Source organism: Microbacterium sp. zg-Y818, assembly GCF_030246905.1.
Classification (GTDB): Bacteria; Actinomycetota; Actinomycetes; order Actinomycetales; family Microbacteriaceae; genus Microbacterium.
Genome location: NZ_CP126741.1, coordinates 1042817 through 1064680 on the forward strand (window position 1 = coordinate 1042817; position 21864 = coordinate 1064680).

A 21864-nucleotide genomic window follows, 5' to 3' on the forward strand; every position below is an offset into this window, starting at 1 on the left:
TTGAGGAGACGAGCATGACCGCTGACGAAGCGGCCGACGGGCAGCCGTTCCTCGCCGACCTCCTGTTCACCGACGGACTTCCGCAGATGGACGACGAAGCCGGCTATCGCGGGGCGCAGGCGGCGCGCGCCGCCGGCATCACGTACCGGCAGCTGGACTACTGGGCACGCACGGAACTCGTGCAGCCGACGGTTCGGGGAGCCTCGGGGTCGGGATCGCAGCGGCTGTACGGCTTCCGCGACATCCTCGTGCTCAAGCTCGTGAAGCGCCTGCTCGACACCGGCATCTCGCTGCAGCAGATCCGCACCGCGGTCGACCAGCTGCGCGCGGCCGGCATCCGCGACCTGGCAGGGACGACGCTGATGAGCGACGGTGCGTCGGTGTACCTGTGCACCTCGAACGACGAGGTCATCGACCTCGTGAGCCGCGGGCAGGGCGTCTTCGGCATCGCCGTGGGCAAGGTGCTGCGCGAGGTCGAGTCCACGCTGGTGGACTTCGACGCGCAGGCGCCGGACTCCCTCGACGAGCTCGCCGCTCGCCGCTCGAAGCGCACCGCCTGACCCTCGCGAGTGAGTATTCGCGTTCTCGAGTAGTACTCGCGTTTCTCGGTCGCACTCGTCGAGAATTCGCGACGGTCTACGTAGCTTGGTGGCCGCCGGTGTCTCAGGCCGCGGCCGCATGCTTGCCGCGGGGGGCACCCGCCGCAACGAATACTCACTCGGCGCGACGAATACTCACCCGGCAGCAGCAGCAGCGGCGAGGGGTCAGGCGCGGGCCTCGGCGGGGTCGGCGATGCGACCCGTGCGCATGACGCGGTCCAGCAGAGCGTCGAAGTCGGCGGCCAGCTCCTGCGCCGAGTCGCCGGGCCAGATGTGCAGCGGCTTCGCGGCGCCCTGCGCCTGCTGCAGCGACGTGCGCTCCGGCAACTGCGGCGACAGCACGAGCGGACCGAACATGTCGCGCAGCTCCTTGATGCGGAACTGGTGCTCGATGGACTGCGGACGCACCCGGTTCACCACGATCCCGAGCGGCTGCAGCCGCGGTGACAGCCCGCGGCGGATCTCTTCGATCGCCCGAAGCGCGCGGTCGGCGGCGGCGACGGAGAAGAGCCCGGGCTCGGTGACCACGATCACGCGGTCCGACGCCGCCCACGCGGTACGCGTGAGCGCGTTCAGTGACGGCGCGCAGTCGATCAGCACGAGGTCGTAGTCCGCCTCGATGGTCGCGAGCGCCTCCTCGAGCTTCCAGACGTCGCGCACGCTCGGGTGCGGGCCGTCGAAGTTGATCGCCGAAGGGCTGCCGATCATCACGTCGATCGTGCCGGGATGCACCTTGGCCCAGCCGCTGGAGGTGATCGCCTGACGGACGACCTTCTCCTTCGGATTGGCGAGGACATCGGCGACGTTCAGGCGACCGGCGACCTGGATGTCCATCCCCGTCGACACGTCGGACTGCGGGTCGAGGTCGACGACGAGGGTGCGGACACCGCGAGCGAACGCAGCGGATGCGAGCCCTAGCGTGACCGTCGTCTTGCCGACCCCGCCCTTGAGCGAACTGACGGAGAGTACGTGCACGGAGGTCTACGTTACCGTCCTCTAGGCTGTGAGCACACTCAGGCATTCCGGCGTCCAGCGATGCGCGCCCCGGTCATCCCACGTGAGGTGAGCATGTTCCGCAAGATCCTGGTCGCGAACCGAGGCGAGATCGCCATCCGCGCATTCCGCGCGGCCTTCGAACTCGGCGCACGGACCGTCGCCGTCTTCCCCTACGAGGATCGCTATTCGCTGCACCGGCTGAAGGCCGACGAGGCGTACCGCATCGGCGAGCAGGGGCATCCCGTGCGCGCCTACCTCGACGTCGACGAGATCATCCGCGTGGCGACCGAGAGCGGGGCGGATGCCATCTATCCCGGCTACGGCTTCCTCTCGGAGAACCCCGAGCTCGCGGCAAAGGCGGCCGCGGCCGGCATCACGTTCATCGGCCCGCCGGCCGAAGTGCTCGAGATGGCCGGCAACAAGGTCACCGCCAAGCACCACGCGGTCGCCGCCGGCGTGCCCGTGCTGCGTTCCACCGAGGCATCCGACGACGTCGACGCGCTGCTCGCCGAGGCCGAGGAGATCGGCTTCCCCATCTTCGTCAAGGCCGTCGCCGGCGGCGGCGGGCGCGGGATGCGACGAGTCGAGAAGCCGGAGGAGCTCGCCCCCGCCATGGCCGAGGCGATGCGCGAGGCCGAGAGCGCGTTCGGTGACGCTCGGGTGTTCCTCGAGCAGGCCGTGCAGCGGCCCCGCCACATCGAGGTGCAGATCCTGGCAGACAAGGCCGGCCACACCGTGCACCTGTTCGAGCGGGACTGCTCGGTGCAGCGACGCCACCAGAAGGTCATCGAGATCGCGCCGGCGCCGAACCTCGACGAGGACGTGCGCCAGTCGCTGCACCGATACGCCGTGGCGTTCGCCGAGTCGATCGGCTATCAGAATGCCGGAACGGTCGAGTTCCTGCTCGAGACGGCGGGGCCCCGCACCGGCGAGGTCGTCTTCATCGAGATGAACCCGCGCATCCAGGTCGAGCACACGGTCACCGAAGAGGTGACCGACGTCGACCTCGTGCAGGCGCAGATGCGCATCGCGGCGGGGGAGACCCTCGACGAGCTCGGCCTGCGTCAGGAGGACATCCGCCTGCGCGGCGCCGCGCTGCAGTGCCGCATCACCACCGAGGATCCGTCGCAGGGCTTCCGGCCCGACACTGGCAAGATCACCACGTATCGCTCGCCGGGCGGCGCCGGCATCCGCCTGGATGGCGGCACCACCGCCGCAGGCTCCCAGATCAGCCCGCACTTCGACTCCATGCTCGCCAAGCTCACGTGTCGCGGCCGCGACTTCGAAGCCGCGGTCCTGCGCTCCCGCCGCGCGCTGGCCGAGTTCCGCATTCGCGGGGTGTCCACCAACATCCCGTTCCTGCAGTCGGTTCTCGAAGACCCCGCGTTCGTCGCCGGCGACCTCTCGACGTCGTTCATCGACGAGCGGCCGCACCTGGCCAAGGGGAGGGAGTCCAAGGACCGCGGGTCGAAGATCCTGGGGTGGCTCGCCGACGTCACCGTCAACCGCCCCAACGGCGCCAACCCGGTCACGGTCGATCCGGCATCCAAGCTCCCGGCGCTCGACCTCACCACGCCCGCTCCCGATGGCTCGCGCCAGCGGCTGCTCGAACTCGGCCCCGCCGGTTTCGCGAAGGCGCTGCGCGAGCAGACGGCCCTCGCCGTCACCGAGACGACGTTCCGCGACGCCCACCAGTCGCTGCTGGCCACCCGGGTGCGCACGAAGGACCTCGTCACCGCCGCACCGTACGTCGCCCGGCTCACCCCGCAACTGCTGTCGATGGAGGCCTGGGGCGGCGCCACCTACGACGTGGCGCTGCGCTTCCTCGGCGAGGACCCGTGGGAGCGCCTCGACGCTCTCCGCACCGCCCTTCCGAATGTGGCGATCCAGATGCTGCTGCGCGGGCGCAACACCGTCGGCTACACCCCGTACCCCACCGCCGTCACCGACGCCTTCGTGCATGAGGCCGCGGCATCCGGTGTGGACATCTTCCGCATCTTCGACGCCCTCAACGACGTGTCGCAGATGCGTCCGGCCATCGACGCGGTGCTCGCCACCGACAGCGCTGTCGCCGAGGTCGCCCTCTGCTACACCGGTGACCTGCTCAACCCCGGCGAGGACCTCTACACGCTCGACTACTACCTGCGCCTGGCCGAGCAGATGGTGGATGCCGGCGCACACATCCTGGCGATCAAGGACATGGCGGGGTTGCTTCGTCCCGCCGCCGCCGCGCGTCTTGTGTCGGCGCTGCGCGAGCGGTTCGACCAGCCGGTGCACGTGCACACGCACGACACCGCCGGAGGTCAGCTCGCCACCCTGCTCGCGGCCAGTGCCGCCGGCGCGGATGCCGTCGACGCCGCCGCCGCGCCGATGTCGGGCACCACGAGCCAGCCTTCGCTGTCGGCGCTGGTCGCCGCGCTTGCGAACACCGAACGCGACACCGGACTGGACCTGTCCGCGGTGAGTGACCTCGAGCCCTATTGGGAGGCGGTCCGCGCCCTGTACCGTCCGTTCGAGTCCGGCCTGCCCGGGCCCACGGGACGGGTCTACCGGCACGAGATCCCGGGCGGTCAACTGTCGAACCTGCGCCAGCAGGCGATCGCGCTGGGGCTGGCCGACGATTTCGAGCTCATCGAGGACATGTACGCCGCGGCAGACGCCATCCTCGGCCGTATCCCGAAGGTGACCCCGTCGTCGAAGGTGGTCGGCGACCTCGCGCTGCACCTCGCAGCCGTCAAAGCGGACCCAGCCGACTTCGAGGCGAACCCGCAGAAGTACGACGTGCCCGACTCGGTCGTCGGCTTCATGGCGGGGGAGCTCGGCGAGCTGCCGGGCGGATGGCCGGAGCCCTTCCGTACAAAGGTGCTGCAGGGGCGCGAGGTCAAGATCGGGGTGACGGAGCTGGCTGCCGACGACGCCGCCGCGCTCGAGGACGATGCGGCCACGCGCCGCCGCACCCTCAACCGGCTGCTCTTCCCGGGGCCGACGCGCGCTTTCCAGGAGGTTCGGGACACGTACGGCGACCTCAGCGCGCTCGACACGGTCGACTACCTGTACGGGCTGGCGTCCGGCACGGAGCACGTCGTGGAGATCGAGCGGGGCGTGCAGCTGTACGTCGGCCTCGAGGCCATCGGCGAGGCCGATGACAAGGGCATGCGCACGGTCATGACGACCCTCAACGGCCAGCTGCGGCCGGTGTTCGTGCGAGACCGCGGGATCGACGTCGCACACCGCCAGGCCGAGAAGGCCGACACCTCCAAGCCCGGCCAGGTGGCAGCCCCGTTCTCGGGTGTCGTGACGGTCAAGGTGCAGGAGGGCGACACGGTCACCGCAGGTCAGCCGATCGCGTCGATCGAGGCCATGAAGATGGAAGCGGCGATCACCTCCCCGGTCGACGGGGTCATCGAGCGGCTGGCGCTGTCGGGGACCCAGCAGGTGGAGGCCGGAGACCTTTTGGCCGTCGTCCGCCCCTCCGAGTAGCCTGTCAGGGCGGGCGCAGCTGGCCCGAACCCTACTTGGAGTGAGCTGTGACGCCCGAGCGCAACGACCCGACCCACGACGAAGAGCCCGAGAACGGCGTCCTCGCCGACGGCGCGAACCTGGACACCACCGGTATCGGAGTCCTCGGCGCCGCCACGGCCCGGGTCGACGTCGTGCTGCCCTCGACCGACGATGACGATGACGACGACGAGGCCGTCGACGACGGCGTCGTGATCGATGAGAGCTTCGTTCCCATCGGGTTCGCCCCGGCCACCGACCCCGCCACCGGCAACGTCGACATCGTCGCCGCAGAGGACGTCACGGTCGACGATGAGACCGGGGAGCTGCACCGCTCGGCATTCCAGGAGCTCGCTGACGACGAGGAGTTCGCCGACGAGGTCGTCGCGCCGTCGACGGCCGTCAGCGCGGCGGAGGTGGATGCCGCGGCGTCTGCTGCCGCCACGGGCGCCGTCGACGCACCCACGTCCGGTCCCGTCACCGGCTCTGCGTCCGCTGTCGACGCGGTCACTCCGTCCGGTGTCGTCGCGACATCGGCGTCCGCGTCGACTGCCGCAGCCCGGCGTGCGCGCGCCATGGACGAGGCGCACCCGCGCACGGCCGAGCGCATGCGTGCGCGCAGCGCGGAGCTCGCGCCCCGCCGCCTCGGCGAGATCGAGCCCGGTCGCGAGTCCGCCGAGCTGCTCACCGCTGACCGTCTGCTCGACCCGCACCACGTGGTCAGGCCCGAACCGGAAGGCACCTGGCAGCACCTCTTGTACTCCCTGTCTCGCCATCGCATCAACCTCGGTGACGGTCGCCGCGCGCGCGAGCGCAAAGAGCTGGACCGCCGCATCGCCGCGACGCTCACCGGCAACGCGAAGTTCGTCCCGGTGCTCTCCCGCAAGGGCGGCGTCGGCAAGACCACCATCACAACGCTGCTGGGCATGGCCCTCGCTGACGCCCGCGACGACCGCATCATCGCCGTCGACGCCAACCCCGACCGGGGCACGCTGGCCGACCGGATCGGTCACCCCAGCGGAAAGACGGTGCGCGATCTGGTGCGCCGCCGCGGGGAGATCTCGGGCTACCACGATCTGTCGGACATCGTGGTGCGCGACGAGACCCGGCTCGACGTGCTGGCATCCGACACCGACCCGCACGTCTCGGAAGCCTTCAACGACGAGGATTACAACGACGTCGCGCAGTTCGCTGCCCACTACTACTCGGTCGTGCTCACCGACACCGGCACCGGCATCGTCCACTCCGTCATGGGGGCGACTCTGGAGCTGGCCGACGCGATCATCGTGGTGACGGGTCTCAGCGTCGACGAGGCGCGCCTGGCATCCGAGACGCTCACATGGCTCGAAGCCAACGGCCACGCCGACAAGGCCCGCAACGCCGTGGTGGTGCTCAACGCGAGCCGCCCGGGAGCTCCGCTCGTGCGTCCCGCAGAGCTCGAAGCCCACTTCCGCTCGCGCGTGCGCTCCGTCGTGCACGTGCCGTACGACCCGCACATCGCCGCCGGAAGTGCCATCTCGTTCCGCGAGCTGCACCCGACCACGCGCACGGCGGCGCGTGAGCTGGCAGCCACCGTCATCGAGGGCCTGCGCGACCTCGCGCCCGCTGTCTGATGGCCGTCCGCGACATCCGCCTGTTCGGCGACCCCGTGCTGCGGTCGGCGTGCGCACCGATCCACGACATCGACGACGGCGTGCGTGCACTCGTCCGGGACCTGCTCGACACCGTCGCGCTCCCCGGCCGTGCCGGCGTCGCCGCGAATCAGATCGGCGTGGGCCTGCGCGCCTTCAGCTACAACATCGACGGCGACATCGGCTACATCCTCAATCCCCGGCTGGTGGAGGTCTCGGGCGAGGCGGTGCCGATGGGCGAGGGATGCCTGTCGGTCCCCGGCCTGTGGCATGACGCCGTCCGGCATCCGCACGCCAAGGTCATCGGGATCGACCTCGACGGGAACGAGGTCGTGCTCGAAGGCGACGGCCTGCTCGCGCAGGCGCTGCAGCACGAGACGGACCACCTCGACGGCATGCTCTACCTCGATCGGCTCACGCCCGAAGAGCGCCGTGCGGCCATGCGCGAGGTGCGCGAGTCCAGCTGGTTCTGACGCCCACCGCGTGCTGCGGGCAACAGCGGCACCACGCAAGAAGGCCCGGGGATCGATTCCCCGGGCCTTCTTCGTCAGCGGTGGAGCCGTCAGCCGCCGAGAGCGACGTTGGTCGTTGTCACCGGAACGGCGTACAGGTCCTCGATGTGCGAGGCGAAGTCCGCCAGGATCACGTTGCGCTTGATCGACATCTTCGGCGTCAGGTGACCGCTGGCCTCGGTCCACTCGCTGTCGAGGATGCTGAACTTGCGCACGGACTCCGCGCGCGACACGTGCGAGTTGGCGGTGTCGATCGCCTTCTGCACCTCGGCGCGCACCTTCGGGTCCTTCGCCGCGGTGGCGAGCGTCATGCCGGCGTCCATGCCGTTGTTCGCGAGCCATGTCGGCAGCATCTCGGAGTCGAGCGTCACGAGGGCGCCGATGAACGGCTTCTGATCGCCGACGACGACGACCTGGCCCACGATCGGGTTCGCCCGGATCGGGTCCTCGAGTGCGGCCGGGGCGACGTTCTTGCCGCCCGCGGTGACGAGGATCTCCTTCTTGCGGCCCGTGATCGTGAGGAAGCCCTCCTCGTCGAAGGAGCCGATGTCGCCGGTCTTGAACCAGCCGTCGTGGAACGCCTCGGCCGTGGCCTCGGGGTTGCGCCAGTACTCCTTGAAGACGTTGATGCCGCGCACCTCGATCTCGTTGTCCTCGCCGAGCCGCACGCCCACACCCGGAAGGACCGGGCCCACCGTGCCGATCTTCGACTTGGTGGCGAGGTTCACCGTCGCCGGCGCCGTGGTCTCGGTGAGGCCGTAGCCCTCGAGGATCGTCACACCCAGGCTGTGGAAGAAGTGTCCCAGACGCGGGCCGAGCGGTGCCGACCCCGACACGGCGTACTTGACGCGGCCACCCATGGCGTCGCGCAGCTTGCCGTAGACCAGCTTGTCGAACAGGCGGAACTTCAGCGCGAGACCCAGCGGGATCTTCTTGCCGTCCTGCAGCAGGGTGGAGTGCTCCACCGCGGCGTGGGCGGCGGCGCGGAAGATCTTGCCCTTTCCGCCCGCTTCGGCCTTCTGCTCGGCGGAGTTGTACACCTTCTCGAACACGCGCGGCACGGCCAGCAGGTACGACGGCTTGAAGCTGCCGAGGGCCTTCAGCAGCTGGCGCGTGTCGGGCTCGTGGCCCGTCTTCACACCCGCGTGGACGTTCAGGATCGAGATGAACCGTGCGAACACGTGGGCCGTCGTGATGAACAGCAGCGTCGACGCGCCCGGCTCGGCGACGACCTCGCTGAGCGCCTTGGCGGAGTTTCGGCAGAGCTCGACGAAGTTGCTGTGCGTGAGCACGCAGCCCTTGGGGCGACCCGTTGATCCGGAGGTGTAGATCAGCGTGGCGATGTCCGCGCCGACGGCGAGGTTGCGACGACGCTCGATCTCTTCGTCCGAGACCGATGCGCCCGCGGCGCGGAGGGTGTCGAGGTCACCGGCTTCCATCGTCCACGTGTCGCGGATGAGCGGAAGCTCGTCGCGGACCTCCGCCAGGCGGGCGGCGTGGTCGGTGGATTCGACGATGCAGGCGATGGCGCCGGAGTCGGTGAGGTTCCACTGGATCTGCGCGGCCGAGCTGGTCTCGTAGATCGGTACCATGACAGCGCCGGCATAGAAGATCGCGAAGTCGACGAGCGACCATTCGTAGGTGGTGCGTGCGAGGAAGCCGACCTTGTCTCCGGGCTCGATGCCGGCGGACACCAGGCCCTTGGCAAGGCGGATGACCTCCTTCTCGAACGCGGCGGCGGTGATGTCGCGCCAGCCGTCTCCGTCGGGAACGGCGAACAGTGCCAGGTCGGGGGTGCTTTTCACCCGATCGGCGAGCAGATCACTGATGTTTCCCTGCGGATCAGCGGGGACGATCGCGGGAACTTCGAATTGGACCACGGCAACTCCTTCGGTACCGAACGAAAATCGGGTTATTGCGCCGAAACCGAGTGTAACGTCATGCGCGTCGCGCTCCGGGTGACTTGTGCGGCGGCGCAGTAGACTTCAAGACGCCCTGCGCACCGGCAGCGGCGGGAAGAAGGATGCCGCGTGCTCAAGGTCGGGATCGACATCGGCGGGACGAAGATCGCCGGAGGCGTCGTGGACGACGCCGGCAACGTCGTCGAGAAACTGCGAGTCGACACACCCGTCGACACCGAGTCGCTGGCGAATGCCGTGGCCGACATGGCCCGCCATTTCGCGCAGTCCTACGAGGTGGCAGCCGTCGGGGTGGCCGCCGCGGGCTTCATCGACAAGACGCGGTCGGTCGTCTATCACGCGCCCAACATCGCGTGGCGCAACGAGCCGCTGCGCGCGGACCTGGAACGGCGCATCGGCCGCCCCGTCACGATCGAGAACGACGCGAACGCTGCGGGATGGGGCGAGTACCGCTTCGGCGCAGGCCGGGGCGTGGGCGACATGGTCATGCTGACGCTCGGCACCGGTGTGGGCGGCGCCATCGTGTCGCGCGGTGAGCTCGCCTACGGCGGCCACGGCATCGGCGGCGAGCTCGGCCACATGCGGTTCATGCGCGACGGGCGCCTGTGCGGCTGCGGCCAGAACGGCTGTCTCGAGCAGTACGCCTCGGGGCGCGCGCTGCAGCGGGAGGCGAACGAGATCGCCGACACCGACGCCGGCGGCATGGGCGCCGCCCTCGCGCAGATTCGCGAAGAGAACGGCACGCTCGCCGGTCCCGCCATCTCGCGCCTCGTGCTCGCCGACGACCCCGGCGCGGTCGAGGCGCTGCGCAGAGTCGCCACTGCTCTCGGCGAAGCCTGCGGCGGCATCCAGGCGGTGCTCGACCCCGAGGTCTTCGTGATCGGCGGGGGAGTGGCGCAGCTGGGCGAGACGCTCCTCGAGCCGGTGCGCCTGGCGTACGAGACATCGCTTCCCGGCTACGGCGAGCGACCCGTCGCCGACTTCGTCATCGCGCAGCTGGGCAACGACGCCGGTCTCATCGGGGTCGCCGACCTCGCGGGCAGGAGCGCGTAGCGGTGTTCTACTGGCTCATGAAGTACATCGTGATCGGACCGGTCGTCAAAGCGATCTTCCGACCGTGGATCGTGGGCCGGGCCAACATCCCCCGTGAGGGTGCGGCGATCCTCGCCAGCAATCACCTGTCGGTGAGCGACTCGGTCTTCCTCCCTCTCATGATCGACCGGCCGATGTCGTTCCTGGCCAAGAGCGACTACTTCACCGGCAAGGGGGTCAAAGGGTGGGCGACCCGCATGTTCATGAAGGCCACCGGTCAGATCCCCATCGACCGCACCGGCGGCAAGGCCTCGGAGGCGTCGCTCAACACCGGCCTGCAGGTGCTCGGCCGCGGTGACCTGCTCGGCATCTACCCGGAGGGCACGCGCAGCCCCGATGGCAAGCTGTATCGCGGCCGTACCGGCATCGCGCGCATGGCGCTGGAAGCACGTGTGCCAGTCATCCCCGTGGTGATGGTCGACACCGATGCCGTCATGCCGATCGGCCGCACGATCCCGCGCGTCGGCCGTGTCGGGATGGTCATCGGGGAGCCGCTGGACTTCTCGCGCTACCGGGGGATGGAGAGCGACCGCTACGTGCTGCGGTCGGTGACCGACGAGATCATGGTCGCGCTGCAGCGCCTGGGCGAGCAGCGCTACGACGACGTGTACGCGTCGACGGTCAAGAGCCGCGCGGGCTCGGCGCGCTGACGGGGCCTCGCGGCGTTGTCACATGGCGCTGTCACACGGCGCTGGCGTCCGTGGCGCGTCGATAGACTGGCCTGATGCTCCCGCAGACCGACCCCCTCGACGCCTGGCGCGCCTTGCCGATCAAGCAGCAGCCTCTCTGGACGGACCCGGATGCCGTGGCCGCCGTCTCGAGCGAGATCGCGACGCTGCCCCCGCTGGTGTTCGCCGGTGAGGTCGACAACCTGCGTGAGCGGCTGGCCCGCGCCGCCTCTGGCAACGCGTTCCTGCTGCAGGGCGGGGACTGCGCCGAGACGTTCGCCGGCGCCACCGCCGAGCAGATCCGCAACCGCATCAAGACCGTGCTGCAGATGGCGGTCGTGCTGACGTACGGCGCCTCGATGCCGGTCGTGAAGATGGGGCGCATGGCGGGGCAGTTCGCCAAGCCGCGCTCGAGCGACACCGAGACCCGCGGCGACGTGACGCTGCCTGCCTACCGCGGCGACATCGTCAACGGCTTCGACTTCACCGCCGGGTCGCGTCAGCCCGACCCCGCGCGGCTGCTGAAGGGCTACCACACCGCGGCATCCACCCTGAACCTCATCCGTGCGTTCACGCAGGGCGGGTTCGCGGACCTGCGCGAGGTGCACAGCTGGAACAAGGGCTTCTCGTCGAACCCGGCGAATCAGCGGTATGAGCGCCTGGCGACCGACATCGACCGGGCCATCAAGTTCATGGAGGCGGCCGGAGCCGACTTCGACGAACTGCGGCGCGTGGAGTTCTACACCGGCCACGAAGGCCTGCTGATGGACTACGAGCGCCCCATGACGCGCATCGACTCGCGCACCGGGACGCCGTACAACACCTCGGCCCACTTCCTGTGGATCGGGGAGCGCACGCGCGACCTCGACGGCGCGCACGTCGACTACTTCTCCCGCATCCGCAACCCCATCGGGGTCAAGCTCGGCCCCACGACCTCGACGGACACGGCGCTGAAGCTCATCGACAAGCTCGACCCCGAGCGGGAGCCCGGGCGCCTGACGTTCATCACGCGCATGGGTGCGGGCAAGATCCGCGACGCGCTGCCGCCGCTGCTGGAGGCCGTGAAGGACTCCGGCGCGACACCGCTGTGGGTGACCGACCCGATGCACGGCAACGGCATCACGACCCCGACCGGGTACAAGACGCGTCGCTTCGATGACGTCGTCGACGAAGTGCGCGGGTTCTTCGAGGCGCACCGCGCCGTGGGGACGTTCCCGGGCGGCATCCACGTCGAGCTCACCGGTGACGACGTGACCGAGTGCCTGGGTGGGTCGGAGATGATCGACGAGGCCACCCTCGCGACGCGCTACGAGTCGCTGTGCGACCCGCGCCTGAACCACATGCAGAGCCTGGAGCTGGCGTTCCTCGTGGCCGAGGAGCTCGAGAAGCGCTGAGCCCCGGCCCGGGTCGGGCGGTTGCGTCGCCCGCCCGCTGGGTGGACGCAACCGGCCCACTGCATTGCGCGCACGGGGCCGTTCGCGACGACTGAGCGCGTGCGCGGGTCAGCGTCGATTCGGTGGACGCAGACGGCCCACCGGGCGCCCGCGGAGGGTCCCGTTGCGACGACGGAAGGTCAGCCGGTGACGCGAAGAGTGATGGAGGTCCCCGGGAGCTGCCACGAACCTGCTTCCGGTGACGTGTTGCTCACGGTGAAGATGCCCCATGCGATCTCCGGCAGCGCTGTGCCCGGCTCGAAGCCGGCGTTGGCGAGAGTTCTCATCGCTTCGGCGACGGTGGAACCGGTGACGTCGGGAACCTGAATGGGCTGAGGCCCCTTCGACACCACGAGGGTGACGGTGTCGCCCGGGCGCAGGGGGCCGTCCACGTCGGCCACCCCGAGCACGCGACCCTTGTCGATGTCGCTGCTCCACTCGCCGATCGTGTCGGATGCCACCAGCAGCCCGACCTCGTCCAGCGCGCGGGTGGCGGACTCCACGGACGTGTTGCCGACGTCGGGCACCGCTCCGGCCGAGACGGTCAGCGACGCGATGTCGTCCTGCCTCACGGCGCAGCCCTCGGCGCAGTCCACCGGGTCGCCACCGTCGCGCGGGGTGATGGATGCCGCGAGCACGACGTCGCGTTCGACGTCGTCACGGAACTCCCGCGCGACCTCGTCCTGCACCCGCACGATGTTCTGGTCCAGGTACTCCCGGGCCTGCGCCTCGGACATTCCCGCCAGGGCGGTGATCGAGACCTCCGCCGGCCCACGGGAGACGAAGACGGTGACGGGGCTCTCCTGGTCCACGCGCGAGCCCGGTGTGGGCTCGGTGCGGATGACCTGGCCCGCGGGCACCTCGAGGTTGTTCTCGCCGGTCTCCACTGCCTGCAGCGTCTCGACGGCAAGGGTCGCCTCGGCATCGGCGAAGGTCATCCCGATCACGTCGGGCACGCCCACCTGAGAGCCGGGGCCGGACCCGAACCACCAGCCGGCCCCTGCGGCGAGACCCGCCAGCAGCAGCACCACGGTCACGAGCCAGCCGCCCTTGGCGGCGTTGCGCTGCGTGCGTCGGCGCAGCCGCGTGGAGTTGTCGACGTCAGAGGTCACCGTGGGGGCGGTGAAGGCCCCGGGGAGCACCTTGGTCATCTCCCCGGAGTCGAGCACGTCCTCCTCGGACACCACGCCGATGGGCGCGGTGCGCACCACCTGCGGTGCGACGCCCAGCGACCGCTCGATCTCGCGCAGCCGGTCGAGCATCTCGCGTGCGTCGGAAGGGCGCTCGTCGGGGTCGCGCTCCGTTGCCCATAGCACCAGCTCGTCCAGCGGCTCGGGCACCCCGGGGTTCTTGGCGCTCGGGCGGGGGACCGAGTCGGTCGCGTGCTGGTAGGCGATCTGCATCGGCTGCTCGCCCTTGTAGGGCTGCTCACCGGTGAGCATCTCGTACAGCATGATGCCGAGGGCGTAGATGTCGCTGCGGGCGTCGGCGCTGCCGCGCGTGACCAGCTCCGGCGCCAGATAGGCGATCGTGCCCAGCAGCATCTGGCCGGTCGCGGTGTTGGCCGTCGTCGCGCGGGCGAGGCCGAAGTCTCCGATCTTGATGCGACCGTCCTCGGCGAGCAGCACGTTCTCGGGCTTGACGTCGCGATGGACGATACCGGCTCGGTGCGCCGCGGCCAGGCCCGACAGCACGGCATCCATGATCGTGATGGTCTGGGGCACGGTCAGTCGGCGCTGCTCGCGCAGCAGGTCGCGCAGCGTGATGCCGGGGAGGTACTCCATGACCAGGTACGCCATGTCGCCGTCCTGGCCCTGGTCGAACACGTTCACCACGTGCGGGTCGGCCAGCCGGGCGGCGGCGCGCGCCTCTTGGATGAACCGGCTCTGAAAGATCGAGTCGTCGGAGAGATGCCCGTGCATCACCTTCAGAGCGATGCGCCGCTCGAGCCGCAGGTCGGTCGCGACGTAGACCGTGGCCATACCGCCACGGGCGATGCGAGCACGCACGCGGTACCGGCCGTCGACCAGACGGCCGATCAGCGGGTCCGTCTGCTGGCTCGTGCTCACGCGTAGAGTCTACGGACGGCGCAGCCGCTCCCCGAGTAGCGGCTCACCCTCGCCGCCGCCGGTTGTGGTCATCCGAGCGCGGCCAGCCACGCGTACGCCTTCTCTTCCCAGTCGCCGTAGCGGTGGGGATAGGCCGAGACCTGCACCGCCTGGGCGGCGTCGGTGAATGCAAGGGCTTCCCATCCGGGTGTGTCCAGCAGGCCACGGCTGTCGGCTCCGTTGGGGTCGGACGGCCCTCCGAAGAACACCCGGGCGGCGCGCTCGACATCGCGCACCTGCTCCGGCGAGCCCCAGCCCTGGCTGGGACGCTGCTGGAAGACGCCCAGCGAGTCCCGGTCGCCCCAGTCCAGATTGCGCAACCACGATTCGACCATGCCGGTCGCCAGAGCGATCGCGATGCCCCGGTCGGGCACCCCCAGCTCCCGACCCACGCTGATGATCGTGCGGGCGTTCGCGGCTTGTTCCGCGTCGAGGCCCGCGACCGAGGCAGCCGGGATCTTCACGGTCTGACCCGGATAGATGATCGAGGAGCGATCCATGCCGTTGGCGGACAGCAGCGCGTCGAGCGACACGCCGTAGCGCGAGGCGATCCCGGTCATCGTGTCGCCCGCCGTGATCTCGTGCGACGCCGCAACGGGAGCAGCGGGAGTGGGGGGAGCCGCAGCGGGGGCGACGGATGCCGCGGGCTGCATGCCCGCGCCGGGCAGCGCGAGCGTCTGCCCGGGATAGATGACCGAGGACCGGTCCATTCCGTTGGCAGCCAGCAGCGCGTCGGTCGGCACCCCGTGTCGCGACGCGATGGCGCTCATGGTGTCGCCGGCGACGACCGAGTAGGTCCCGGCAGGGGGTGCCGCGGGCGCGACGGGTGCGGCGGCGGGCGCGGCCAGCTGGATCGTCTGACCGGGCATGATGACCGACGACCAGGTCAGAGAGTTCAGGGCGAGCACATCGGCCACCCGCAGCCCGTGCGCCGCTGCGATCGAGCTGATGGTGTCGCCCGGTTCGACGACATGGGTGGTCGGCGCCGAGGACGTGGCGGGCAGCGCGCGCCCGACAGGAAGGGATTTGCTGCCGGCGGACGCCGGCGCGACCGTCGCATCGCGCAGCACGGGGTGGGGCGTGACGGCGTGGGCGGCCTGGCCGGACGTGAGCAGCAGCGCGAGTGACCCTGCCGCAGCGGCCGGCCAGTTTCGGCGGACGGCTGCTGCGGTGGTCGATACGAGAGGGGATGAAAGCCGGGGTGCGGCGGCGGGGGCCGGCGCGAGGGCGCGGTGTCGTCGCATGGTGAGGTCTCCTTCGGGGAACCCCCGCCACGCTGTCACGGAAGTGAATATGGGTCAACGCGAGTGACGCAAGTGACCCCTGTGAATGATGAGATTCTCATGAAGCGGCCGGACCCATCCCGACTGGATGCCATCATGGGAGGGTGACCGGCGACACCACCTCTTCGCGCATCGAGACCACCTGGCTGACACTGCCTGAACTCGTCGAGACCCTCGGCGAACCATTGGGCCGGGTGAGGCGTCTCATCGACGAGTACCACCTCGTGGCATCCCGTCGCACCGGCAAGCTGGCGGTGCCCGAGGTGTTCATCGTGGACGGGCACCCGCTCTCTTCGCTGCGGGGAACGGCGATCGTGCTGCACGACGCCGGATTCACCGACGATGAGGCGATCGACTGGCTTCTCGACCACGACGACTCGATCGGTCTGCCCCCGATCGAGGCGCTTCGCCGGGGCCGCAAGGCCGAGGTGCGCCGGGTCGCCCAAACGCTCGCCTGATCAGCGCGCTTGGCGATCAGCGCGAGTCGGCTTGATCAGGATGATCGAGCCGTCGCGGCGCGCGCGAGGTCCCGCAGCTCGCCGAGGGCGGCATCGCCCAGGTGCGCCCCGCGCAGTGCCCGGTCGGCCTCAGCGGCGTAGGCGGAGATGAGAGCCTCCACGCGGTCCAGGGCGCCCGAGTCGATGATCGTGCGCTGGAGTGCGCCGATCTGCTCCTGGTCCAGCTGCGGGTCGCCGATGAGTTCATCCAGCGTGCGCCGCGCGCTCACGGGGAGCGCCTCGCGAGCGTAAGCGATGAGCACGGTGCGCTTTCCTTCGCGCAGATCGTCTCCGGACGGCTTGCCGGTGACCGCAGCATCGCCGAACACGCCCAGCACGTCGTCGCGCAGCTGGAACGCCATGCCCACGGGGTGACCGAACTCCGCCAGCGCGGCGTGCTGCTGCGGGTCCGCGCCGGCGAGGGCTGCCCCCACCAGAAGCGGCTGCTGCACGCTGTAGCGGGCGGATTTGAGGGATGCCACGCGCAAGGCCCGGTCTGCGTGCTCACCGTCGGGGGACTGCCGGAAGGCCGCTTCCTCGGCGATGTCGAGGAACTGTCCGATCGTGACGTCGCGCCGCATGAGCGCGTACTCCCGCCGCGCGGCGGCGGCGCGGGCGGCATCGGCGGCCGAGATGAGCCCTTCTTCGAGCAGGTCGTCGCTCCACGCGACCAGCAGATCACCCAGCAAGATCGCCGCGGAGCGGCCGAAACCCGCCTGATCGCCCAGCCAGCCGGCATCGCGGTGCCCTGCCTCCAGCGCGCGATGCGCCGACGGGCGCCCTCGCCGGGTGTCGGAGTTGTCGATGAGGTCGTCATGCACCAGCGCGGCCGCCTGGAAGATCTCCAGCGCCGCAGCGGCGGCGATGACCTCCGGCGGGGCATCCCCGGGGCGCCGGCCACCGGCCTCGGCCACAGCCCGCCATCCGGTCACGCAGAAGCGGGCGCGAAGGCGCTTTCCCCCGCCGACGGCGCCGACACCCGCCTCGATGAACGACACCGCTTCCGGCCCCTCTGCGCGGGCGGCATCCCGCTGGTGTGTGAAGAAGGCGATCAGTCGCTGTGAAACAGCCTCGATGGGATCCGCAGTAGGCGACACGGGCCTAGCCTAGTTCTCGACGGCACGGTTAGAATCGATGCCTATTGGGACCTCACAAGGGGGATGCATGCCACTGTCCGAACAGGAGCAGCGCCTGCTCGATGAGATGGAACGCCATCTCATGCGCAACGACGCCGACGTGGTGAGCGCGCCCCGCGATGGGCGCACGCTCAGCTATCGCAACATCGTCTACGGCACGGTTCTCGTGCTTCTCGGCCTCGGCGGCCTGATCGCGGGGGTATCGACCGGATTGGTCGCCATCGGCGTCGTCGCCTTCATCGTCATGCTCGGCGGTGTCGTGCTGGCCGTCACCCCCACACGGGGCTCGGGTCGTGCGCCGGTGGATGGGTCCCGAACCCGCCCGGGCACTCCTCCACGCTCCTCCACTTCGTTCATGGATCGCATGAACGAACGCTGGGATCGCCGCCAAGACCGGCACTGACCTCTCGAAACGCAAGAGCACCGACCTCAGGGTCGGTGCTCTTTTTTCGTGCGTTTGCGGCTCCTCGGGGTGGCCGACGGGCAATGTCGGAGGTTGGTGTAGTGAAGTGGAGGGAAGTGGAGTAAAGTGGCGCTACCTGGCGGGGCCGGACTAAGGGGGTGGTGGAGATGCTGTTGGGCACCCACACTCCCAAGCTCGACGACAAGGGCCGCGTCATCCTCCCGTCGAAGTTCCGGGACGACCTCGGTCCGGGCGTCGTCATCACGCGCGGCCAGGAGCGCTGCCTGTATGTGTTCAGCACCGCCGAGTTCGAGCGCGTGTACGAGCGCATCCGCGAAGCGCCCCTGACCAACAAGCAGTCCCGCGACTTCCAGCGCATGTTCCTCTCGGCCGCCAGCGCCGAGAAGCCCGACAGCCAGAACCGCATCACCATCCCGCCGCCCCTGCGTGCGTACGCCAACCTCGACCGCGAGCTGGTCGTCACCGGTGTCGGCGCACACGCCGAGATCTGGAACGCCGACGCGTGGAACGCGTACGCCGAAGGAAACGAAGACAGCTATTCCGACATGGAGGAGGAGGTGATCCCGGGCCTCTTCTGAGCCTCGATCGTGACTCCCAGCCGCACGCCCTGACACACTTCCCCGGTGCCAGGTCGGAGCGGATGGGGATCAGGATCGAGGACCACGCCCTTCACATCATGGAAGCCCGCGACATCCACACCCCCGTCATGCTCGAGCGCTGCGTCGCGCTGCTCGGGCCGGCCCTGCAGCACGAGGGAGCCGTCTTCGTCGACGCCACGCTCGGCATGGGCGGCCACTCCGAGGCGATGCTCGAACGGTTCCCCGAGGCCCAGCTGATCGGGCTGGACCGCGACACCGACGCCCTGCGCATCGCGGGGGAGCGGCTCGCGCGCTTCGGAGACCGCGTCACGCTCGTCCACACCGTCTACGACGGCATCGCCGAGGCCGTGGCATCCACGGGTCGGAAGACCGCTGACGCCATCCTGTTCGACCTGGGCGTCTCGTCTCTTCAGCTCGACGAGGCGGACCGGGGCTTCGCGTACGCACGGGACGCGCCGCTGGACATGCGCATGGACCAGACCGCGGGGACGACCGCGGCCGACATCCTCGCCACGTACGGCGAGGGCGACCTGCGCCGCATCTTCGAGCGGTACGGCGAAGAGAAGCTCGCCGGCCGCTATGCCCGCGCAATCATCGAGGCACGCCGGACGGAGCCGATCACGCGGTCCGGCCGGCTCGTCGACATCCTGCAGGCGGCGACCCCCGCCGCGCTGAAGAATGCCGGCCACCCCGCCAAGCGCGTGTTTCAGGCGCTGCGGGTGGAAGTCAACGCCGAGCTGTCGGCGCTGGAACGCGCCATTCCTGCGGCCCTGGGCCTGCTCCCGGTCGGCGGGCGGATCGTGGTGCTGTCGTATCAGTCCCTCGAGGACCGCTTGGTCAAGCGCGAGCTCGCTGCGGCGACGACCTCGACTGCGCCGGCCGGTCTGCCGGTGGAACTGCCCGAACATGCCCCGCGCATGAAGCTGCTGGTGAAGGGTGCCGAGCTCGCCACCGCCGAGGAGCGGGCCCGCAATCCGCGGGCAACGCCCGTGCGGCTGCGCGCCGCCGAACGACTGCGGGAGGACGCATGAGCACGCTGCCCTTGGGCTCCGCGGCGGCCACGGCCGCAGCGCTGCCCGCACCGATCGACCGGCCGCGCCGACGCCTCGAGGTCGTCGCCGCGCCGGCGCCGCGCCGGCGACCGCGCCTTCTCTATGGGATCGTCGCCGTGGCCGGGGCGGTCACCATCGGCGCCGCGCAGATGGGCCTGTCGATCGTCACCACCCAGGGCTCGTACGAGGTCGCGCAGCTCACGCGGGAACAGCGCGATCTGACGTACCAGAAGCAGATCCTCACCGACGACGTCGCCGGGCTGAACTCCCCCCAGTTCCTGGCCGCGAATGCGTCCGCGCTGGGCATGATGATCGCCGAGTCCCCGAACTATCTGCGCCTGAGCGACGGCGCGGTCCTCGGCGCCGGTGAAGCCGCGCTGGGCGGATCGACCATCGATGCGCTGGGCCGGCCCTCCGTTCCGAACGCCCTCATCGCCGAGGCCCCGCTGGTGACCGCGCCGCTGTCCACCATCGAGGGCGTGCCGGTCGCGCCCGACGCGCCGGCGGGCGCGGGCGGCGCCGCCGCTGCGACGGATGCCGCGACACCCCCGCCGATCACCGACGGACTCCCCGTCCCCCGCACACACTGAGAGACATGACGACCCGAGCCACCCGCAGCCCGCGCCGGCGCACCGTCGTCGCCCTCGCCGTCGTCCTCGCCGTGCTCTCGGGGTTCATCCTGCGGCTCGTCGACATCCAGGTCGTGAACGCGGACGGGCACATCGCCGACTCCCAGGAGCTCGCGTTCGGCGCGCACGAGCAGCTCTACGGCACGCGGGGTGAGGTCGTAGACGCAGACGGTGAGCCGCTGGCCACCAGCATCCTGAAGTACGACGGAAAGCTCGATCCGCTCAACGTCGGTCCCGTCGAGCGCGAGATCGACGGTGTGACCGTCGAAGTGCCCTGGGAGCAGGTCGCCGCCGAGATGGGGGCCATCACCGGGCAGAGCGCGGACGAGATCATCAAGATCGTCGACGACGCCCTCGCAGCAGACCCCGGCAGCCGGTTCGCCTACCTCAAGCGCGGCCTGACGACCGAGCAGTACCGCGAGCTCGCGGCTCTGCGGGCGCCGTTCATGCGCTTCGACCCGCACCCCCAGCGCACCTACCCCGACGGGGCGGTCGCCGGCAACCTGCTGGGCTTCATGGGCTCGGACGGCGAGCCCCTGGCCGGCGTGGAGCAGATCGAGAACACCTGCCTTGCGCCCCAGGATGGAGAGCGCAGCTACCTGCGTGGCGCCGACGGGGTTGTGATCCCCGGCACCGAGATCGAGACGCCCGCCGTCGACGGCGGCACGCTGCAGTTGACGATCGACCGCGATCTGCAGTGGTATCTGCAGCAGCTCATCGCCGAAGAGGTGCAGAACAAGCAGGCCTCGAGCGGGGCGATCCTGGTGCTCGAGGTGGCCACCGGAAAGATCCGTGCCGCGGCGGAGTACCCGACGGTCGACCCGAACAACGTCGACGGCTCGGCGCCCGAGGACCGCGGCTCGCGCCTGTTCCTCGAGTCCTACGAGCCCGGCTCCACCCTCAAGGCCATCACCGCCGCCAGTGTCATCGACGCGGGCGTGGCGACCCCTCTGACGACGGTGAGCGCGGGGGACTACGAGACCTTCCCCAACGGTGCCCGCGTGGGCGATTTCGAATCGCACCCGGTGCTGAACTACACCCTCACCGGCGCGCTCATCGATTCATCGAACGTCGCGCTGTCGAAGTTCGGCGAGATGCTCACCGCCGACACCCGCCACGAGTACCTGCAACGCTTCGGGGTGGGGAGGGGAACGGCGATCGACTGGCCGCAGGAGCCGCAGGGGGTTCTGCATCCCGTCTCCGAATGGGACAACCAGACGTTCTACGCCACGACGTTCGGGCAGGGCTACACGATGACGTCCCCGCAGGTCGCGAGCGCGTACCAGGCCCTGGCGAACGGCGGCCTGAAGATGCCGCTGTCGATCGTGGAATCCTGCACTCTCGCCGACGGAACCGTGGTTGAGCCCGACCTGCCCGAACCCGAGCAGGTCGTCTCGGAGGAGGCCGCGGACGCGGTGACCCTCATGCTCGAGAACGTCGCGGTGCAGGCCCAGATGGCCGATTTCATCGCCGTGGACGGGTATCGTCTCGCCGCCAAGACGGGTACCGCGCAGGTCGCCGGAGAGAACGGCTACAAGTCCGGGGTGTACTTCACGTCGCTCATCGGCATCGTGCCGGCCGACGATCCGCAGTACGTCGTTCTGACCACGCTCGACGAGCCGACTACCATTAGATCGTCTGCTGCGAACCGCCAGGCCTTCCAGAAGGCCGTGACGCAGGTGCTCAAGAACTACCGCGTCCTGCCCTCTGATTCGCAGACGCCCCTTCTTCCCAAGACGCAGTGATCGCGCCGCCCGCGCGGACGTGCGCGCGCTCGTGACCGAGAAC

At 69.8% G+C, this 21864-nt stretch carries 18 protein-coding genes; 13 read left to right on the top strand and 5 right to left on the bottom strand.

The genetic code is table 11. The features are described 5' to 3' along the window. Nucleotides 1-14: 14 nt before the first annotated feature. Nucleotides 15-560 (top strand): MerR family transcriptional regulator, encoded by a 546-nt coding sequence (locus QNO21_RS04720; protein WP_257518719.1) that lies wholly within the window; start codon nucleotides 15-17, stop codon nucleotides 558-560. Nucleotides 561-764: 204 nt separating this feature from the next. Here the strand turns inward: QNO21_RS04720 and QNO21_RS04725 are convergent, their stop codons facing one another. After that, nucleotides 765-1574, bottom strand: a complete 810-nt coding sequence (locus QNO21_RS04725) for a ParA family protein (RefSeq protein ID WP_257514950.1) — start codon at nucleotides 1572-1574, stop codon at nucleotides 765-767. A gap of 93 nt (nucleotides 1575-1667) precedes the next feature. Here QNO21_RS04725 and QNO21_RS04730 point away from each other — a divergent pair, with 93 nt between their 5' ends. Genes QNO21_RS04730 through def form a run of 3 tightly spaced genes read left to right on the top strand, consistent with a single transcriptional unit; the run spans nucleotide 1668 to nucleotide 7197 of the window. After that, nucleotides 1668-5075: a pyruvate carboxylase gene (locus QNO21_RS04730; RefSeq protein WP_257518720.1), complete on the top strand. Its 3408-nt coding sequence runs from the start codon at nucleotides 1668-1670 to the stop codon at nucleotides 5073-5075. A gap of 47 nt (nucleotides 5076-5122) precedes the next feature. After that, nucleotides 5123-6706 (top strand): MinD/ParA family ATP-binding protein, encoded by a 1584-nt coding sequence (locus QNO21_RS04735; RefSeq protein WP_257518721.1) that lies wholly within the window; start codon nucleotides 5123-5125, stop codon nucleotides 6704-6706. Continuing rightward, on the top strand, nucleotides 6706-7197 hold the full coding sequence (gene def / locus QNO21_RS04740; protein ID WP_257518722.1) for a peptide deformylase: 492 nt from the start codon (nucleotides 6706-6708) through the stop codon (nucleotides 7195-7197). Before QNO21_RS04735 ends, def begins: the two co-directional genes overlap by 1 nt. A gap of 89 nt (nucleotides 7198-7286) precedes the next feature. Here the strand turns inward: def and QNO21_RS04745 are convergent, their stop codons facing one another. Beyond that, complete coding sequence (locus QNO21_RS04745) at nucleotides 7287-9116, bottom strand: AMP-dependent synthetase/ligase (protein WP_257514955.1); 1830 nt, start codon at nucleotides 9114-9116, stop codon at nucleotides 7287-7289. A 150-nt stretch (nucleotides 9117-9266) separates the two neighbouring features. Here QNO21_RS04745 and QNO21_RS04750 point away from each other — a divergent pair, with 150 nt between their 5' ends. The 3 genes from QNO21_RS04750 to QNO21_RS04760 all read left to right on the top strand — a co-directional run bounded on the left by QNO21_RS04750 (nucleotide 9267) and on the right by QNO21_RS04760 (nucleotide 12309). Further along, nucleotides 9267-10208, top strand: a complete 942-nt coding sequence (locus tag QNO21_RS04750) for an ROK family glucokinase (protein WP_257514956.1) — start codon at nucleotides 9267-9269, stop codon at nucleotides 10206-10208. A 2-nt stretch (nucleotides 10209-10210) separates the two neighbouring features. After that, a complete protein-coding gene (locus tag QNO21_RS04755) occupies nucleotides 10211-10897 on the top strand; it encodes a lysophospholipid acyltransferase family protein (RefSeq protein ID WP_257514957.1) in 687 nt (228 codons plus the stop codon). A 74-nt stretch (nucleotides 10898-10971) separates the two neighbouring features. Further along, nucleotides 10972-12309, top strand: a complete 1338-nt coding sequence (locus QNO21_RS04760) for a class II 3-deoxy-7-phosphoheptulonate synthase (RefSeq protein ID WP_257518723.1) — start codon at nucleotides 10972-10974, stop codon at nucleotides 12307-12309. Nucleotides 12310-12488: 179 nt separating this feature from the next. Here QNO21_RS04760 and pknB read toward each other — a convergent pair whose 3' ends face one another. Both pknB and QNO21_RS04770 read right to left on the bottom strand, forming a co-directional pair. After that, a complete protein-coding gene (gene pknB / locus QNO21_RS04765) occupies nucleotides 12489-14417 on the bottom strand; it encodes a Stk1 family PASTA domain-containing Ser/Thr kinase (RefSeq protein ID WP_257516268.1) in 1929 nt (642 codons plus the stop codon). 68 nt (nucleotides 14418-14485) lie between these two features. Further along, nucleotides 14486-15700, bottom strand: a complete 1215-nt coding sequence (locus QNO21_RS04770; protein WP_257518724.1) for a muramidase family protein — start codon at nucleotides 15698-15700, stop codon at nucleotides 14486-14488. A gap of 170 nt (nucleotides 15701-15870) precedes the next feature. On the opposite strand from QNO21_RS04770, the gene QNO21_RS04775 reads away from it, so the two are divergent. Continuing rightward, nucleotides 15871-16197 carry an Rv2175c family DNA-binding protein gene (locus QNO21_RS04775; RefSeq protein ID WP_374113668.1) on the top strand — a complete coding sequence of 109 codons (327 nt, stop codon included), beginning with the start codon at nucleotides 15871-15873 and terminating at the stop codon, nucleotides 16195-16197. A 35-nt stretch (nucleotides 16198-16232) separates the two neighbouring features. Here QNO21_RS04775 and QNO21_RS04780 read toward each other — a convergent pair whose 3' ends face one another. Then, nucleotides 16233-17333 (bottom strand): polyprenyl synthetase family protein, encoded by a 1101-nt coding sequence (locus QNO21_RS04780; RefSeq protein ID WP_257516270.1) that lies wholly within the window; start codon nucleotides 17331-17333, stop codon nucleotides 16233-16235. Between the two features lie 67 nt (nucleotides 17334-17400). On the opposite strand from QNO21_RS04780, the gene QNO21_RS04785 reads away from it, so the two are divergent. From QNO21_RS04785 to QNO21_RS04805, 5 genes are all read left to right on the top strand, one after another. Continuing rightward, a complete protein-coding gene (locus QNO21_RS04785; RefSeq protein ID WP_257517512.1) occupies nucleotides 17401-17775 on the top strand; it encodes an SCO2097 family morphological protein in 375 nt (124 codons plus the stop codon). 167 nt (nucleotides 17776-17942) lie between these two features. Beyond that, nucleotides 17943-18374: a division/cell wall cluster transcriptional repressor MraZ gene (mraZ, locus tag QNO21_RS04790; RefSeq protein WP_257495985.1), complete on the top strand. Its 432-nt coding sequence runs from the start codon at nucleotides 17943-17945 to the stop codon at nucleotides 18372-18374. A 98-nt stretch (nucleotides 18375-18472) separates the two neighbouring features. Beyond that, nucleotides 18473-19426, top strand: coding sequence for a 16S rRNA (cytosine(1402)-N(4))-methyltransferase RsmH (gene rsmH / locus QNO21_RS04795; RefSeq protein ID WP_257518725.1), 954 nt, complete (start codon nucleotides 18473-18475; stop codon nucleotides 19424-19426). Next, nucleotides 19423-20037 (top strand): cell division protein FtsL, encoded by a 615-nt coding sequence (ftsL, locus tag QNO21_RS04800; protein WP_257518726.1) that lies wholly within the window; start codon nucleotides 19423-19425, stop codon nucleotides 20035-20037. Before rsmH ends, ftsL begins: the two co-directional genes overlap by 4 nt. A 5-nt stretch (nucleotides 20038-20042) precedes the next feature. Then, complete coding sequence (locus QNO21_RS04805; RefSeq protein ID WP_257518727.1) at nucleotides 20043-21821, top strand: peptidoglycan D,D-transpeptidase FtsI family protein; 1779 nt, start codon at nucleotides 20043-20045, stop codon at nucleotides 21819-21821. Nucleotides 21822-21864 lie beyond the last annotated feature (43 nt).